Consider the following 14,902-nt stretch of genomic DNA (forward strand, 5'->3'; position numbering starts at 1 on the left):
TGGATCCGATTTCTCGCTACGCTCGAAACCACCATCTCCCGCAGGAAATGGGGAAGCAAAGGCGCAATTCCCTTATGAGTAAGACATCACCGTTGTTGCCAGAACAACTAAAACGCTACGTGGAGCCCTTTCGTGTCGATGGTACCGGGGCTTTTCGTCTTGCCTCGTACAAGACTGCGGAGCGCGGCGGCATCGACAAGGACAGCGGGCAGGAGATCATCAAGGCCAACCGCGACCGCCTTAGCGATTTGCAGGAAAAGCTCTATGCGCAGGATCGCTGGTCGCTGCTCTTGATCTTCCAGGGCATGGACGCCGCCGGCAAGGACAGCGCCATCGAGAGCGTGTTCGACGGCGTCAATCCCCAAGGCTGCGACGTGCATTCCTTCAAGCAACCTTCAACGGAAGAACTCGATCATGATTTCATGTGGCGCGCGGCGCGGCGGCTTCCTGAACGCGGGCGCATCGGTATCTTCAACCGCTCCTATTATGAGGAAGTACTGGTGGTGCGCGTGCATCCGGAAATTCTGGCAAAGCAGAAAGTTCCACCGAAGCTGGTGACGAAGAACATCTGGCGCGAACGCTTCGAGGATATTTCGGCTTTCGAGAAATATCTGGCCCGCAACGGCACGCTCGTGCTCAAGTTCTTCCTCAACGTCTCGAAAGAGGAGCAGCGCCAGCGTTTTCTCGACCGCCTGGAGGAGCCGGCGAAAAACTGGAAGTTCTCGATGGGCGATGTTGCCGAGCGAAAGCTCTGGGATAGGTATCAGGCGGCCTACCAGGACATGATCCGCCATACGTCCTCGCTCGATGCGCCGTGGTACATCGTGCCGGCCGACCACAAGTGGTTCGCGCGTGTCGTGGTCGGATCTGCCATTGTCGGCGCGCTGGATAGGTTGGACCTGCGGTTCCCCAAGGTCGACAAGAGCGAATTGGGTGAATTCAAGAAGGTTCGCAAGGCATTGCAGAATGAGAACAACAGCGCGTTGCGCGTAAAGAAGCAGCAGTGAAGCATGCTGCGGGGGAGAAGTCCGGAGTTGCTTCCGATTCGTCGGCATCCCGAGGAACAGGGAGGTCGGCACGAACGAACTGAGCAGAGTGGTTGGTCACGATCTGTGCTGCCGGGTCCCGCAACAAGTTCGGCAGTCTTCCTGACCAAATTTTGGGCATTGCGATGTCAGGTCATTCTCGTCTAAAATCCGGGCAGGAAGGGTCGGCAACGAACCGTCAACGGTTCTTGTTGAAAATGACCCTCTAAAGGGTTCGGTAATGCTGGCTTGCAGCGAAATGGCAGGAGTTCACGGGCTGGTGGCGTTGGCCGCTGGTTCCGAAGAGATTCCGGCTGTGCCCATGCCCAGTCTGCTGACTGGCGGGCTTCTGCTTCTTATCGGCCCCTGAGCGCCGGCTGGGCAGTTGCTGCCTGGGCACTCAGGGGGACGCAGGAACACCAGAACCCCTTCGAGCGCCCGCACGGCGCATTGACCCAGAGGACCTTTCCCCATGACTACCGCGAATAAGTCCGACAAGGACCGCGTCGTTATTTTCGACACCACCCTGCGCGACGGTGAGCAATGCCCCGGCGCCACTATGACTTTCGAGGAGAAGATCGAAGTCGCCGAGATGCTCGACGACATGGGAGTCGATATCATCGAAGCCGGCTTCCCAATCGCTTCGGTCGGCGATTTCGAAGCGGTTGCGGAGATCGCGAAGAACGCCAAAAGCGCGGTGATCGCAGGTCTGGCCCGCGCCATTTCCGGCGATATCGCTCGTGCCGGTGAAGCGGTGCGTCATGCACGGCGGGGCCGCATCCACACCTTCGTTTCCACTTCGCCGATCCATCTGGCGCATCAGATGCGCAAAAGCGAGGCGGAGGTGCTGGAGATCATCACCGCCACGGTGACGCAGGCCCGCAACCTGGTCGAGGATGTCGAGTGGTCGGCGATGGACGCGACCCGCACCCCAATTGATTACCTGTGCAAATGCGTGGAGACGGCGATTGCAGCCGGCGCCACCACCGTCAACCTGCCAGACACCGTTGGCTATGCCGTGCCTGACGAGTACCGGCGGATGTTCAAGACCATTCGCGAGCGGGTGCCGAACGCGGATAAAGCGATCTTCTCGGTGCACTGCCATGACGATCTGGGTCTCGCCGTCGCCAACTCGCTGGCCGGCGTCGAGGGTGGCGCGCGCCAGGTTGAATCCACCATCAACGGCATTGGCGAGCGGGCAGGGAACGCCGCGCTGGAAGAAGTCGTGATGGCGATCAAGACCCGCGGCGATGTCATGCCGTATTGGTGCAACGTCGAGAGCACCATGCTGACTCGTGCCTCTAAGCTGGTTTCGGCGGCCACCTCCTTTCCGGTGCAGTATAATAAAGCGATCGTCGGCCGGAACGCGTTCGCGCACGAGAGCGGCATTCATCAGGACGGCATGCTGAAGAACGCACAGACCTACGAGATCATGACGCCGGAGAGCGTCGGCGTGAAACAGACCTCGCTGGTGATGGGCAAGCATTCCGGCCGCCACGCTTTTCAGCACAAGCTGGAAGAACTCGGCTATAAGCTGGCCGAGAACCAGTTGCAGGATGCGTTCGTGCGCTTCAAGGCACTGGCGGACCGCAAAAAGGACATCTACGACGAGGACATCGTCGCGCTGGTCGACGAGGAAATGGCTGCGTCGCACGATCGTATCAAGCTGTCATCGTTGACGGTGATTGCAGGTACCCATGGTCCGCAGCGTGCGACGATGAAGCTCACGGTCAATGGCCAGACCCGGATCGAGGAGGCCGAAGGCAACGGGCCGGTCGACGCCGTATTCAACTGCATCAAGAGGCTGGTGCCGCACGAGGCCAAGCTCGAACTCTATCAGGTTCATGCGGTGACCCAGGGCACTGATGCGCAGGCGGAAGTGTCGGTGCGTCTCAGCCAGGACGGCCGCGCGATGACTTCGAAAGCCGCCGATCCTGACACGCTGGTTGCATCCGCCAAGGCCTATCTCGGTGCGCTAAACAAGATCGTGATGAAACATCAGCGCGACCTGCCTTCGGCCGCTGCCAGCTGACTGCTCGTTCCGCAAGCGAAACGGACGGTGCGTCAACCGCCGTTTGTGCGAGCGACGGATCCTGACGCGACATATCATCGCGACGAATCGCGAGGCGACATTACATCTTCGTAAGATAGGGTTCCCTTGCGAAGATGTAATTTGCTTGGTGTGTTGCGCGCACCCATCTTGATTGGACCTTGCAAAGGAGAGTTCCAATGAAGAAGGCCATCCTCGCCGGCGTCGCAGCGCTGATCATCGCCGGTTCGACAGCGGTGTACGCTCACCCGCATCACCTGTGGTCCCATGATCGCGTACAACTCAGTCAGCAGGACCGAACGGCTATCGCCGATGCGCGGATTGCGGCGGTCCACGCCGGTCTTACTCTGACGCCGGATCAGGAAAAGCTGTGGCCGCCGGTGGAAAAGGCAATCCGTGATTTCGCCAAGCTTCGGATCGACCGTGCCGACGCCAAGATGCAGGCCAAGAAGGAAAGCAAGAACGAAGCCAAGAATGATGACGCGGAAAAGCAGGCGCCTGTCGATCAGGTGGCGCGGCTTCGCGCCCACGCCGATCGCATGGCCGAGACAGCTGCAGCTTTGAAAAAGGTCGCTGATGCTGCCGATCCGCTTTACAAGACCCTCGACGATGGCCAAAAGCGGCGCCTGATGGTTCTCACCCGTATGAATCACGGCTTCGGAATGGGAAGCTGGTGGCACCATCATCACTTTGACCGAGGCGGTGATTGGTCCGATCACAGCAAGGACCGCGACGGGGACTCCGGTCACCATGACCAGCAGAAGCCCGGACGCCTCTGACCCGCCGATATGAGTTAGCCCAGCCATGAGGAAGCCGCCGGAAATCGGCGGCTTTTTCGTCTCTCCGAGGCTACGGCGGTAGGGGAAAGCGGGGCTGCGTTGCTGGACATCGTGGGTTCGCTTTGCTAAACGACTCCCTCCCGCAAGGGAATTTCGGACAGTTCCGGGCGATTAGCTCAGTTGGTAGAGCAGCTGACTCTTAATCAGCGGGTCGTAGGTTCGAGCCCTACATCGCCCACCAATGAAATCAAAGACTTAGTGAGAATTAAGCCGGATCAGACGCAGAACGGATCATCCGGTTTGCTCTTCGGTTTGCGATTTTTGTTCACGAGCCGTACTTCGCGTTGACCTTTGCGATCGCTTGTTCCGCCAATTCAAAGCGGCCACCGAGATAGTGCGCTTCTAGTATCGCGTCGACATCGCGCGGACTGTGGCCGGTAATCGATGCGATTTGAGCGGTACTGCAATCGGCCAGTGCAAGGCGAGTAACAGCCGTACCTCGCAGGTCGTGAAAGTGCAGATCGAAGTCCGCAAGATTAGCCTTTTCGAAGGCTTTTCCCCACGATGCTCGGAAGCCGTCACTGGTCCATGGCTCACCAAACGTGTTGCGTAGGATCGCGCCATCGGCCTTTTCTGGCTTCCGAGCGTCCAGGGCAACCTTCAAAGGCGCGCCGACGGGAATGACAACGCGACGCCTGCCTTTCTTGCCGCGCCCTTTGCTCTGACGAAGACGAATATGTGAGCCATCGTATTGCGGCCATGTGAGGCCAATCAGATCGCCTTGACGCTGACCGGTCCACAAAGCGAGCAGGAGAGCGAATTGCAGTTCGTCGGATGCGACGGCACAGAACGCCTTGATATGCTCTGGTGACCAAATGATCTCTGCACGATCGGCCTCATAGAGCCGCCCGCCACGTTCGCAGACGTTCACTGAAATCGTCCCGTTGTCCTTGGCAACCGACAACACACGCGCCAAGACCGTCCAAGAATAGTCGGCAACTCGTGGCCGGTCAGCCATGGTGTCGCGCCAAGTCTTGAACTCGCCACGCGCCTTACGATGTTCGACTGCGGCAAGGGGCATCGTGCCGAATTCCTCTTCGATCAGTTTGAGGTAGCGGCGATAGTCCTTCTGCGTCTTTTCGGACAATGTTGTGAACTCACTGGCAGCCTTGAAGGCGGCGATCAGCGAAAACATGGTCCCTTGTGCGGGTTTCTTCCGTTCAGCATGTGCAGCGGCGTAGGCAACGATGAATTGCGGATCCTTTGGCTTCAACGGCAAACCGTCTTCGCCCTTCAGCATCGGACCGCCGCGCCACGCGTAGTAGTATCTACGCGTGGTCCCGTCGGCGAGACGCTTAGTGGCGGTTGCGAGACCGGGCAGCTTTCCGCGCTTCATTCTCTTCTTTCCATTGATCGAATGGATCGTTCGCGTTCGGCGATGGCCGGGGAGTCGTCAGCAGAACACGGATCACGGTTCCGTCCCGCTGCACCACCTCCACAACGCTGGCGCCGGTTTGCCGTGCCGCCCGGATGGTCCGGGCGACATCGGCTTGGCTGACTGCCGCGCGGCGACGGGTCATGGCTGTTTGCCAATCCCGACTGGCTTGGTGATGCCATCCGGTACCCGTTCTGCCGCGTCCCGAGCCGGCGCCGCAGCGTCACGAAGACGTTGCGCCGCCTCACGGGCAGGCGCGGTGGCGTCGTGGAATTCTTTCAGGGCGACTTTTGTCTCAAGGCTTGGTTCAAGCGGGTTCGACATTACATGTGCTCCCCAAGCTCGCCACTCTCAGGCAGGTTTTTGTAAAACGTCATTTGAAACTCAGGCACCCAGTCGTCGGGATCGCCTCCGAGTTTGATGAACCGATCGTAGACCTCCAGCATGGCTTCCCTTGCCGGGCTGCGGGCATACCAAGCAATCTGCTCGAATACCTCATCCAGCGTCATGCTGTATTCACGCTGCTCGGCGCCTACGAGGACTATGTTTCCCTTTAGGATCTGGTAGCCGACCGGAAAGTGTGCGCGCGTCCAATGGCGGGCGGGGGTCTTTTCGAGTTTATAACCGAGCTTTTTCAGTTTGTTACGAGCTTTTCGTTCGCGAGTGGTGTCGGTATCCATGTAGTGATCCCTCCTTGGGCGTTGACAACCTTCGGGTAGCGTAGTAAGAATAACAAATCGAAATCTAATTGTGTTTCGTTACTGTGTCAATAGAAACCTCCATGAAGCTCACAGACCTAATCCTCCATACGTCGACTTGGCTGGGGATCCCCTACACCCAAGTCCGGACAGTTGCACACGAACTTCGTGCGGCCAGTTTGATCTCGTCGGGAGGGCGCGGCACCGGTGGGGCGGAGATGACGGTCGACGACAAAATCAACCTTCTACTTGGAAGTTGCGGTGTCGAAGTAGCCAAGCGCGCAACCGACCATGTTCGTGTCTGGCGGCGGTTAGAGCGATCTGGATCGAAAAACGATGATCCGTTCGCATTCACCAAAAGCGCCACCGTAAAAGACTTCTTCGTTGATCTCATCACGAAGGATCTGAACGGCGGTCCGCTAGACGCCTGGCTCAAGGAAACCAGCGACGAATTTGATCGCGAACAAGGCAGGAGGGCGTTGCCGCGGCATCACATCACGTTGGACTTCTTCATCGACGAATTCAAATTCACGATTTTGGTCGCGAGGAATCGAGTTTATCCGAACCAGCGTACGGAAGCGGATTCGATCGAAGTGACGTTCTTTCAGCCTATGCCGACCCCAGCGTTGGGGTTCATCAGCGGCTTGCGGGATCAAGGATACAAAGCCGGCTCGAAACTTATCCGAAGATTGGACGCTCAGAACATCCGCGGTTGGGGCACCTGCCTGACGGACGAACCCTCGTGAACCGCACCGAGATCGCCAAGCGCAACGCCCACATTCTCGAACTCTTCGACGCTGGTCATCGCACCTGTGAAATCACGAAGAGGCTCGGCTTTCCGAAATGGTGGACTGTTAACAACGTCCTGCAAACGTACCGACCCGATCGTGTACGTCGCTGGGTCTCTTCATCCCGAGTTGCGGGCGCCCAGTCGTGTGTGCCTGCCATTAAGAATCTTGCTGCGATGGGTATGAGGCAGTGCGAAATCGCTCGCCTGCTCAATGTCTCGCGTCAACACGTGAGCGCTGTCCTACGCGATTAACCAAAAGAAAAACCCCGCCGGGGAGGGCGGGGCTTCTTATACGGGGATTGCATTGATTAGTGAAATATACCCGGCAGCGCCGGATTCTGCAAGTACGTTGCTGCCTCACGCTCTAAACTACGCCGACAAATGGGGATGGTCCGTTTTCCCGGTGCCGATAGGCACAAAGAAATCCCATAAGTCGGAAGAGTACAGTGGAACGAAATGGGGCGCCACGCGCGACCCGAGCGAGATTCAACGCGACTTCACAAAATGGCTGGATGCCAACATTGGCGTGCCGACCGGGCCGGGCAACGAAATATTTGTTCTCGACGTTGACACCGTCGACGGCCATGGGCGCGACGGCTTTTCGTCACTCGCAGCATTAGAGACCAAGCATTGTCCGTTGCCACCGACACTCATGGCGGAAAGTCCGAGCGGTTCGCGACATTATGTGTTCAGGCACCCCGGTATCGACGTCATTACAAGAGCCGGAGTCTTCGCGAAAGACTCCGGCATCGATGTGCGCGGCGACGGAGGAATGTTCCTCGCAGCCCCGAGCCGAAAAGCCGACGGCGGCACGTACCGCTGGTTAAATGCTCCGCACGTGATCGCTGTCGCGCCGCAATGGGTCTTAGACGAGGTTTGCAAGGCGAAGCGCCCGGAGAGCAAAATCACCGGGCACGTACCGGATGCGGTCGGCGGCATTTCGCACGATGGAATTCGTTACGACGAACTCTGCTGGTGGATCGAACAGAAGCTGAAACGATGGGAAGTCGATCCACCCAGCAACGATGAATGGATCAGCGTCGGAAAGCGCATCAAACTTTCGTTCCCTGGCGAGGACGGCCTTAGCGCGTTCCTAGCCATGAGTTGGGAAGATCAGCACGAGACGATCACGCGCCGATGGAGGAGTCCGACAGATTTCAAAACGGAAGGGGACAACCTAGAGACCTTACCGGGGCTTTTGAAGCGTGACACCGCATGGATGTTCCGCCACGTGTTCGGCTGTCCCATACCCCCAGCACCTCCATTGCAGCCGCTACCCGTAGGCGCACCTTTGCCGGAAGGATGGCACTGGACCGAAGACGGGCGCACAGAGCGTTCGGCTCCAAGTCAGTCGGCCGACATCCTACCTGTGTTCTCCGCTGCGTCGCTAGATGGGTTGCCCGTACCGCCACGGCGTTGGCACGTCCGTGGTTGGATCCCAGCCGAGACCGTCACGCTGCTTTATGGTGACGGCGGTACGGGCAAATCTCTCATTGCTCTTCAACTTCTTGCCTCTACGGCGCTCGGTCGCCCTTGGCTTGGCCGGCTTGTCGAACGGGGTGTTTGTCTATTTGTGACCGCAGAGGACTCTCGCGACGAGGTTCATCGCCGGTTGGACGACATTGCCCGCGAGAATTCCGTTCCGCTGAGTTCAATGACGGACCTGCATATCGTTTCACTTGCGGGAGAAGATGCGATCCTCGCGGCACCTGACGGCCGAAGCAGCATCCTCGTTCCAACCGCCTTGTTTGCCGCCTTGGAAGCCCAGTGCATCGTACTTAGGCCGACGTTCGTCGTTCTCGACACGTTGGCGGACTTGTTCGGAGGCAACGAGATCGACCGCTCGCAGGCTCGGCAGTTCATCGGTCTGCTGCGGGGTCTTGCGCTGAAATATGATATCACGATCCTTTTGTTGGCACATCCTTCCGTGTCAGGCATGACGAGAGGTACCGGTTCTAGCGGTAGCACCGGCTGGAACAATTCCGTGCGAAGCCGTCTGTACTTTGATCGCATCCGCGCCGACGACAACAGCGAGCCGGATCCGGACGCGCGCGTACTCCGGTCCATGAAATCAAACTATGGCAGGGTAGGTGAGGAGATCGTCCTGCACTGGCGCCGCGGTATCTTCGTGCCTGATAGCATCACTGCCGGTGGCCTGATGGCGGCGAACGATGCTCGCAATAGGGCCGATGAAGTCTTCCTGAAGCTTCTAGCGCTCTACGATGCGGAAAGCAGGGGTGCTGTTAGCCCGAATCCCGGCAGCAATTACGCGCCGAAACTATTTGCAGAACACGCGGGCGCGCAAGGTTTAAAGAGCAGGGCGCTGAAGGATGCCATGGATCGGTTGCTCGCTTCAAAGCGTATCGAGGCCATCATGACCGGGCCGCCCTCGCGGATGAGACAACACCTAATCGTCTCAGATCGGAATTATCAGTTGACGAAACAGCCTACCAACCCGATTCCAACGCCCTGCCAACCACCTACCAACGCGGTACCAACACCCCTACCAACGGTGCCTCAAACCCTACCAACCCCCATACCAACGGACTGCTATCCCAACCCCCATACCCCTATAGCGCTGCGCGCGCCCTAAAGGCGCTTGCGCGCTTGCATGACCATGGAAAACATCAACTCATCATTTCAAAGGCACCAATCATGAGAGCCTTGATCAAACTAGTCATACTCGCAGCGGTGATCGCGGGGATTGCCTACATGGCCCAGCTACCGGCGTTTCCGCCGCCGCAGAAGTACGGCGCCGTTGCCAGGTCGCAATGTCTAAGGGAGGCCGGTCACGACCGCGACAGCCAGCAGGCTTGCGTGACCACTAAGTTGCTAGGGAAGTATGTGGAAGAAGAATTTAATTCGCAGAGGAGGTGACCCCCACATGGAAACTAAGCCGATCACGCTGAACGAACCTGACCTCTACGTTGAACGCATATGGGGACTGCCCGCCATCGCTGCCTTTCTCGACGTGAGCGTTGACACTGCGCGTCGATGGGCGAGGAAACCGGACGTTCCGATTTACAAGACGGGTGGCCGGCACTGGGCAATTCGCAGCGAACTCTTTCGATGGATGCGTCGCGCGGCCTGAGTTGCTAGGGTCTGCAAGGTCTTGCTAGCTTATATGTCCTAGCGTTTTGTGGCATATAATCATGAATGAAACTCTGGCCGTTTAGCCGCACTACTGTCGAAACAAAATCGCTCGCTGACCCGACCGATACCGAACTCGCGATCTTCGGTGCGACTTTCACCTCGCCCCTTCAGCTTACACCGGTTGCCAATGCGGTTCGGCTGATCTCGGAAGGTCCGGCCACACTCGACATCTACGTCGTTAAGCGCGGCGACATTCCTGAGAAGATCGACCACCCTTCGCTGAAACTCCTTCGCGGCGAATTTAACCCCTGGCTGTCCGGTTACGAAGGCATCCGCGATCTGACGTCGATGGCGTGCATCCATGACGCTGGTGGTCTTGCGGTTGCGGTTCGGAACAGCGAAGGGAAGGCGATTGAGATTATCGTCTATGCTCCCGGCCGCATCACCGTCACCTATGCGTCGGACGGCAGTGGCGAACCCGCGTACAGCATCGACGGACGTCCACTGAATTCGCGCGATGTCATCCATGTTCGCTCGCCGTTCAGTCGCAGCCCCGTCAATTTGGCCCGTGGTGCGATCGATACCGCCGCGGCGATGGAAACCCATGCGAAGCGCCAATTCGAACGGGGCGCGCGCCCTGGCGCTGTCGTCGAGGTACCGAAAGGTATCGGCGAAGATGCGATCAAGCGGATGCGGTCGAGTTTCGGCGCGGCCTATGAGGGTACCGCGAACGCCGGCAAGACTGCTTTCTTGTATGACGGTGTGACCCTGAAGGTCGCACAGCTTTCCAGCGTCGATGCCCAATTCCTCGAACTACGCCGCTTCCAGACCGAAGAAATCGCGCGAGCGTTCAATATGTCGCCGTCAATGCTTGGTGATTTGACCAAGAGCAGCTACGCGAACGCCGAGCAAAAGCATAAAGAATTTCTGTCGTACTGCCTTGAGCCGTGGCTCTGCGTTCTTGAGTCCGCATTCAACCGCGCGCTTCTGTCTGACGAAGAACGCGCGACGCTGACGTTCCGCTTCGATCGCGATGACCTTTCCCGCGTCGACCTCGCCACGAGGGCCAACGCCATCAATAGCCTGATAGCCTCCGAAGTTATCAATCCGAACACGGGTGCATCCTGGATCGGCCAGCCTCCGCATACGGGCGGCGAGACCTACGGAAACCGCAACATTACCGTCAAGCCGATCCCCACCGACACAGGTGCGCAAAATGGCGAGTGATCTTTCCGCGCTCGACGATCTGGTAGCGGGGCAGGACCGCGGCGCCGATCTGGTCATCAAGCATCCCGTCACTGGCGAGTCGATGGACATGATCCTGACCGTCGCCGGTCCGGACAGCGACGTGCAGCGCAAGGCGCGCTTGCAAATGCAGGATGAACTTTACGCGTTCAAGGGGCGGCCGCCGGCAGCCGAGTACGATCGGATGGACATCGATCGGCTTGCCCGGTGCGTTGTCTCTTGGAACGTCAAGCGTGATGGGAACGTCGTGCCGTTCGCGTTGACGAACGTCGTGAAGCTCCTGCGCGAGCAAGAGTCGGTGCGGCAACAGGTTGAACAGTTTTCGCAGAGTAGGGCGCCGTATTTCTTACGGCTGCCAATGGAGGAAACGTGAGTTTGAAGGTTGGGGACGTCGTTCGGCTCAAGTCGGGTGGGCCGCGGATGTCCGTTGATGGTGTACCTGACACTGTGACTGCCAAGGATTGCGTGACAGTTCACACGACCTGGTTCGATGCAAAGGGCGACGTTAAGTGGGGACGCTTCCCGGTCGATGCACTCGCGAAGCAGGACGCGTAATGGACCAGCTTGAAATCAAAGCGAACCTTTCGGTCGACGAAACAGGCACCATCACGGGCAACGCTTGGCCATTCAGTTCAGCCGATTCCGTCGGCGACATCATTACCAAGTCAGCGTTCGGCGACATTCCATCCGATCTGCCGATCCTGTTCGAGCATCGACCCTCGGACTTGATTGGGTCTTGGAGCGAAGTGCGGGCCACCGACGATGGGTTGGTGGTCAAAGGGCAATTGCACCTCGACCAGCCCCGCGCTCGCTCCATTCGGACAATGCTCAAGTCTGGCCTGGTCGATGGCCTGTCCATCGGATTCCGCACCAAGTCTTCCCGTAAAGAAGGCCGTAACCGAATTATCGACGCGCTCGATCTGGCTGAAATCAGCCTTGTGCGAAATCCGTCGCACCCCCGAGCACGCATCACTTCCGCGAAGTCTTTTGACGAAGCCGCAGCACTTGCCGCGGTCATTAACCGAGCCGCTGCGGCTCTAGCATTGAGGTAATCCCTTGGGTAAGCGATTCTCTGATCTCGAATTCAAAGACGCCGACGAAACCGATCCGGTCGAACTGGTGACGAAGGCGGTCAACGACCTGACGACCAACGTTGACGCGCGCCTTAAAGCGATCGAGACCAAGGCGGATACGACCAAGTTGGTCGAGCGCCTGGACAAGCTGGAGGCCAAGGCCAACCGTCCCGGCCACGGCGATCACAAGAATTCAGACGCCGCGCTCGAAACCAAGGCGTTCGGCGCGTATGTCCGCTCTGGCATTACTCCGCCGGATCCGCTCGAACTGAAGACCCTGATCGTTTCCAGCGACCCGCAGGGCGGCTACTTGGCGCCGACTGAGATGGCGACCGAGTTCATCCGTGATCTGGTGCAGTACTCGCCGATCCGCGGTCTCGCGTCGGTTCGTTCCACGTCGTCGCCGGCCGTCAGCTATCCCAAGCGCATCGGCCGCACCAACGCGAAGTGGAAGGGCGAAACGCAGACGCAGGAAACCGGCGAACCGACCTTCGGTCAGCTTGAAATCCCGGTGCGGGAAATCAACACCTATGTCGATATCTCGAACCAGCTTCTCGCCGACAGCGCCGGCGCTGCCGAGTCAGAAGTGCGGATGGCCCTCGCCGAGGACTTCGGCCTGAAGGAGGGGCTTTCCTTCCTGAAGGGCACCGGTCCGCTGCAGCCGGAAGGTCTTCTGGTCAATGCAGATATTAGCATCGTGCCGACCGGCAACGCTTCCACGCTTGGTTCGAACCCGGCCGATATGCTGATCGACACCTTTTATTCGCTTCCGGCCGCTTATAGGAACGCGGGAACGTGGCTGATGAACTCCACGACGCTCGCGGCTATCCGCAAGCTGAAGGACGGCACGACCGGCACCTATCTGTGGTCACCTGGCTTCCAAGGGCAGGCGGACACCATCCTCGGTCGCCCGGTCATCGATTGTCCCGATATGGAGGACGTCGGCTCAGGCAAAACGCCGATCGCATTCGGCGACATCAAGACGACTTACCGCATTCTGGACCGTATCGGCCTGAGCATCCTGGTCAATCCGTACATTCAGGCGACCAACGGCATTACCCGCATTCACGCCACGCGGCGTGTCGGCGGCGCGGTCGTTCAGCCCGCGGCAATGAAGAAGATCGTCTGCAAGACCTCGTAAGGAGAATATTTCTATGCGTGATATCGCTTCAAACATCGGCACTGTTCTGGCTCTCGCGCCAGCGGTGCAGTCCGCAACCATCAAGGGTGCGACGGTCGATACGGCGGGCTTTGAGAGTTGCGCGTTCGTCATCAATACTGGTGCGACCTCCGGTTCGCCTGCGCCGAGCTTCACCGCGAAGCTGCAGGAATCAGACACCGACGTGGACGGTGACTTCACCGACGTTGTGGCTGGCAACCTTGTAGGTGACCTTCCGGCCTCCCTTGAGGATTCGAGCGTCTACAAGCAGAGCTACATCGGTCACAAGAAGTATGTCCGTGTCGTTGTGACCAAGAACAGTGGCACGTCGATCGCAGCCGGTGCCGTTGCGGTGCTCGGACACGCACGCTCGCGGCCTGTCGCCTAACGCCAATCACTGAGCGCGCTTCAGCGTCGCGCTTGGTGAACACGGGAGTCGCGGTCCTCGTAAGTCATGCGACTCCCGTTCCTTAAACTAGGAATGCCAATGCCTCTTCGTGCGCCTCGCATCTGTTCATGTGGTCTGAAAGTCGCTTATGGCGTACGTTGCGTGTGCCAGGTACGGGCGCGTACCGAAGCTGACAAGTGCCGACCGAATGCGCGCGAGCGCGGCTATGACACCACATGGCAGAAGGCCCGCTCTCACTATCTCGATAAGCACCCTCGTTGCGTCATGTGCAGTGCAGCCGCTCGCGTCGTTGACCATATCAAGCCGCACCGTGGCGATACCAAGTTGTTTTGGGATCGCAGCAATTGGCAGTCACTCTGCTTCTTTTGCCACGACAGCCGCAAACAGCGGATGGAGCGTGCATCGTGAGTGCGGAGACATTCGTTGAACGCAACGATGAAGAGAACGAAAAGCATTTGTGGTGCGCCGTGCTCGGTCAAGTAATCGCCGATGCAACAACCATGCGAACTGGCAAAGACGCGCAGCGCGACCAGCGCGAGGCAATCGAATGGTTGCTTACCGACACGATCGACTTCCGTACTGTCTGCACGCTCGCAGGTGTTGATCCTGAAGCGGTGCGCGAGCGTTTCATGCGCATACCGGGGGTGGTCGAAAAGTTTCAGGAAACGCAGCGGGACCGGTCATTCCCCTCGACGCAAGAGGCGGCAAAATTGGAGTTTTCGAGGTCATGACCGACACAATGACGACAGTGGCTTTGCGCCACCTGAATCTCGGTGACTTCACGGGTGAAGTCGGCGGTGTTAGCTCATATGAAGTTAAGACGGTTGAGCGGTTGATTGATGCCGCTCAAAATTGGCTGGAGACCCAGCTCGGCTACAAAATAGCCGACAAATACCCGCCGAGTGGCAGTCCGTTGTTATCGACGGTACCTCCGGCCATCGACCATGCCATTTTGATGATGGTCGCGCACTGGTACGCCAATCGCGAGGCGACGCTGGTCGGGGTGAACGCAGCACCGTTACCGCTTGGCGTGAGCGAGATCATCCAAGACTATCGCGACTGGAGTTGGGGTGAAGCTAGTGCTTGACCCGTCCGCCGCGGTTCAGAAGGCATTGCGGTCGCGGCTCATTGGCAACGCGGTCGTCA

20 protein-coding genes and 1 tRNA gene are annotated in these 14,902 nt (G+C 58.5%); 17 read left to right on the top strand and 4 right to left on the bottom strand.

All coding sequences use genetic code 11. From position 1 onward, the window contains the following. Positions 1-74: 74 nt before the first annotated feature. The 4 genes from ACZ5IL_RS07970 (at position 75) to ACZ5IL_RS07985 (ending at position 4,095) form a co-directional block, all read left to right on the top strand. Complete coding sequence (locus tag ACZ5IL_RS07970; protein ID WP_464596188.1) at positions 75-1,007, top strand: polyphosphate kinase 2 family protein; 933 nt, start codon at positions 75-77, stop codon at positions 1,005-1,007. 490 nt (positions 1,008-1,497) lie between these two features. Further along, positions 1,498-3,057, top strand: a complete 1,560-nt coding sequence (locus ACZ5IL_RS07975) for a 2-isopropylmalate synthase (RefSeq protein ID WP_464596190.1) — start codon at positions 1,498-1,500, stop codon at positions 3,055-3,057. A 197-nt stretch (positions 3,058-3,254) separates the two neighbouring features. Further along, the gene (locus ACZ5IL_RS07980; protein ID WP_464596191.1) at positions 3,255-3,854 is read left to right on the top strand and encodes a Spy/CpxP family protein refolding chaperone; all 600 of its coding nucleotides are present in this window, start codon (positions 3,255-3,257) and stop codon (positions 3,852-3,854) included. A gap of 165 nt (positions 3,855-4,019) precedes the next feature. After that, positions 4,020-4,095 (top strand) — tRNA-Lys (locus ACZ5IL_RS07985). An 84-nt stretch (positions 4,096-4,179) separates the two neighbouring features. On the opposite strand, the gene ACZ5IL_RS07990 is transcribed toward ACZ5IL_RS07985, so the two are convergent. Genes ACZ5IL_RS07990 through ACZ5IL_RS08005 form a run of 4 tightly spaced genes read right to left on the bottom strand, consistent with a single transcriptional unit; the run spans position 4,180 to position 5,969 of the window. Then, positions 4,180-5,250, bottom strand: coding sequence for a tyrosine-type recombinase/integrase (locus ACZ5IL_RS07990; protein WP_464596193.1), 1,071 nt, complete (start codon positions 5,248-5,250; stop codon positions 4,180-4,182). Further along, positions 5,210-5,434 (bottom strand): hypothetical protein, encoded by a 225-nt coding sequence (locus ACZ5IL_RS07995; protein ID WP_464596194.1) that lies wholly within the window; start codon positions 5,432-5,434, stop codon positions 5,210-5,212. Before ACZ5IL_RS07995 ends, ACZ5IL_RS07990 begins: the two co-directional genes overlap by 41 nt. Then, positions 5,431-5,613 carry a hypothetical protein gene (locus tag ACZ5IL_RS08000; protein ID WP_464596195.1) on the bottom strand — a complete coding sequence of 61 codons (183 nt, stop codon included), beginning with the start codon at positions 5,611-5,613 and terminating at the stop codon, positions 5,431-5,433. The genes ACZ5IL_RS07995 and ACZ5IL_RS08000 overlap by 4 nt, the downstream gene beginning before the upstream one ends. Then, the gene (locus ACZ5IL_RS08005; protein WP_464596196.1) at positions 5,613-5,969 is read right to left on the bottom strand and encodes a hypothetical protein; all 357 of its coding nucleotides are present in this window, start codon (positions 5,967-5,969) and stop codon (positions 5,613-5,615) included. The genes ACZ5IL_RS08000 and ACZ5IL_RS08005 overlap by 1 nt, the downstream gene beginning before the upstream one ends. Before the next feature lie 101 nt (positions 5,970-6,070). Between ACZ5IL_RS08005 and ACZ5IL_RS08010 the strand changes: the two genes are divergently transcribed. The 13 genes from ACZ5IL_RS08010 to ACZ5IL_RS08070 all read left to right on the top strand — a co-directional run bounded on the left by ACZ5IL_RS08010 (position 6,071) and on the right by ACZ5IL_RS08070 (position 14,843). Next, positions 6,071-6,733 carry a hypothetical protein gene (locus ACZ5IL_RS08010; protein ID WP_464596198.1) on the top strand — a complete coding sequence of 221 codons (663 nt, stop codon included), beginning with the start codon at positions 6,071-6,073 and terminating at the stop codon, positions 6,731-6,733. A gap of 348 nt (positions 6,734-7,081) precedes the next feature. After that, positions 7,082-9,370 (top strand): AAA family ATPase, encoded by a 2,289-nt coding sequence (locus ACZ5IL_RS08015; RefSeq protein ID WP_464596199.1) that lies wholly within the window; start codon positions 7,082-7,084, stop codon positions 9,368-9,370. A 62-nt stretch (positions 9,371-9,432) separates the two neighbouring features. Next, on the top strand, positions 9,433-9,654 hold the full coding sequence (locus ACZ5IL_RS08020) for a hypothetical protein (protein WP_464596200.1): 222 nt from the start codon (positions 9,433-9,435) through the stop codon (positions 9,652-9,654). A gap of 7 nt (positions 9,655-9,661) precedes the next feature. After that, the gene (locus ACZ5IL_RS08025; protein ID WP_464596201.1) at positions 9,662-9,868 is read left to right on the top strand and encodes a helix-turn-helix domain-containing protein; all 207 of its coding nucleotides are present in this window, start codon (positions 9,662-9,664) and stop codon (positions 9,866-9,868) included. 65 nt (positions 9,869-9,933) lie between these two features. Continuing rightward, entirely contained in the window at positions 9,934-11,097 is a 1,164-nt protein-coding gene (locus ACZ5IL_RS08030; RefSeq protein ID WP_464596203.1) for a phage portal protein, read from the top strand. Next, positions 11,087-11,488: a hypothetical protein gene (locus ACZ5IL_RS08035; protein WP_464596205.1), complete on the top strand. Its 402-nt coding sequence runs from the start codon at positions 11,087-11,089 to the stop codon at positions 11,486-11,488. Before ACZ5IL_RS08030 ends, ACZ5IL_RS08035 begins: the two co-directional genes overlap by 11 nt. Continuing rightward, complete coding sequence (locus tag ACZ5IL_RS08040) at positions 11,485-11,670, top strand: YodC family protein (protein WP_464596207.1); 186 nt, start codon at positions 11,485-11,487, stop codon at positions 11,668-11,670. Before ACZ5IL_RS08035 ends, ACZ5IL_RS08040 begins: the two co-directional genes overlap by 4 nt. Continuing rightward, positions 11,670-12,167, top strand: coding sequence for an HK97 family phage prohead protease (locus tag ACZ5IL_RS08045; protein WP_464596209.1), 498 nt, complete (start codon positions 11,670-11,672; stop codon positions 12,165-12,167). The genes ACZ5IL_RS08040 and ACZ5IL_RS08045 overlap by 1 nt, the downstream gene beginning before the upstream one ends. 4 nt (positions 12,168-12,171) lie before the next feature. Then, positions 12,172-13,329, top strand: a complete 1,158-nt coding sequence (locus ACZ5IL_RS08050; protein WP_464596211.1) for a phage major capsid protein — start codon at positions 12,172-12,174, stop codon at positions 13,327-13,329. A 13-nt stretch (positions 13,330-13,342) separates the two neighbouring features. Continuing rightward, complete coding sequence (locus tag ACZ5IL_RS08055; protein WP_464596212.1) at positions 13,343-13,735, top strand: hypothetical protein; 393 nt, start codon at positions 13,343-13,345, stop codon at positions 13,733-13,735. A gap of 285 nt (positions 13,736-14,020) precedes the next feature. Next, on the top strand, positions 14,021-14,164 hold the full coding sequence (locus ACZ5IL_RS08060) for an HNH endonuclease (protein WP_464596866.1): 144 nt from the start codon (positions 14,021-14,023) through the stop codon (positions 14,162-14,164). After that, positions 14,161-14,487, top strand: coding sequence for a hypothetical protein (locus ACZ5IL_RS08065; RefSeq protein WP_464596213.1), 327 nt, complete (start codon positions 14,161-14,163; stop codon positions 14,485-14,487). The genes ACZ5IL_RS08060 and ACZ5IL_RS08065 overlap by 4 nt, the downstream gene beginning before the upstream one ends. Next, a complete protein-coding gene (locus ACZ5IL_RS08070; protein ID WP_464596214.1) occupies positions 14,484-14,843 on the top strand; it encodes a head-tail connector protein in 360 nt (119 codons plus the stop codon). Before ACZ5IL_RS08065 ends, ACZ5IL_RS08070 begins: the two co-directional genes overlap by 4 nt. Positions 14,844-14,902 lie beyond the last annotated feature (59 nt).

The organism is Nitrobacter sp. CN101 (genome assembly GCF_055390255.1).

What these genes read in the sequence shown, in the direction of transcription:
- ACZ5IL_RS08030 (WP_464596203.1), top strand. Translation starts at nt 9,934, where the DNA reads ATGAAACTCTGGCCGTTTAGCCGCACTACTGTCGAAACAAAATCGCTC.
- ACZ5IL_RS07980 (WP_464596191.1), top strand. Translation starts at nt 3,255, where the DNA reads ATGAAGAAGGCCATCCTCGCCGGCGTCGCAGCGCTGATCATCGCCGGT.
- ACZ5IL_RS07995 (WP_464596194.1), bottom strand. Translation starts at nt 5,434, where the DNA reads ATGACCCGTCGCCGCGCGGCAGTCAGCCAAGCCGATGTCGCCCGGACC.
- ACZ5IL_RS08025 (WP_464596201.1), top strand. Translation starts at nt 9,662, where the DNA reads ATGGAAACTAAGCCGATCACGCTGAACGAACCTGACCTCTACGTTGAA.
- ACZ5IL_RS08010 (WP_464596198.1), top strand. Translation starts at nt 6,071, where the DNA reads ATGAAGCTCACAGACCTAATCCTCCATACGTCGACTTGGCTGGGGATC.
- ACZ5IL_RS08070 (WP_464596214.1), top strand. Translation starts at nt 14,484, where the DNA reads ATGACCGACACAATGACGACAGTGGCTTTGCGCCACCTGAATCTCGGT.
- ACZ5IL_RS08035 (WP_464596205.1), top strand. Translation starts at nt 11,087, where the DNA reads ATGGCGAGTGATCTTTCCGCGCTCGACGATCTGGTAGCGGGGCAGGAC.
- ACZ5IL_RS07970 (WP_464596188.1), top strand. Translation starts at nt 75, where the DNA reads ATGAGTAAGACATCACCGTTGTTGCCAGAACAACTAAAACGCTACGTG.
- ACZ5IL_RS08055 (WP_464596212.1), top strand. Translation starts at nt 13,343, where the DNA reads ATGCGTGATATCGCTTCAAACATCGGCACTGTTCTGGCTCTCGCGCCA.
- ACZ5IL_RS07990 (WP_464596193.1), bottom strand. Translation starts at nt 5,250, where the DNA reads ATGAAGCGCGGAAAGCTGCCCGGTCTCGCAACCGCCACTAAGCGTCTC.
- ACZ5IL_RS07975 (WP_464596190.1), top strand. Translation starts at nt 1,498, where the DNA reads ATGACTACCGCGAATAAGTCCGACAAGGACCGCGTCGTTATTTTCGAC.
- ACZ5IL_RS08045 (WP_464596209.1), top strand. Translation starts at nt 11,670, where the DNA reads ATGGACCAGCTTGAAATCAAAGCGAACCTTTCGGTCGACGAAACAGGC.
- ACZ5IL_RS08060 (WP_464596866.1), top strand. Translation starts at nt 14,021, where the DNA reads ATGTGCAGTGCAGCCGCTCGCGTCGTTGACCATATCAAGCCGCACCGT.
- ACZ5IL_RS08020 (WP_464596200.1), top strand. Translation starts at nt 9,433, where the DNA reads ATGAGAGCCTTGATCAAACTAGTCATACTCGCAGCGGTGATCGCGGGG.
- ACZ5IL_RS08000 (WP_464596195.1), bottom strand. Translation starts at nt 5,613, where the DNA reads ATGTCGAACCCGCTTGAACCAAGCCTTGAGACAAAAGTCGCCCTGAAA.
- ACZ5IL_RS08005 (WP_464596196.1), bottom strand. Translation starts at nt 5,969, where the DNA reads ATGGATACCGACACCACTCGCGAACGAAAAGCTCGTAACAAACTGAAA.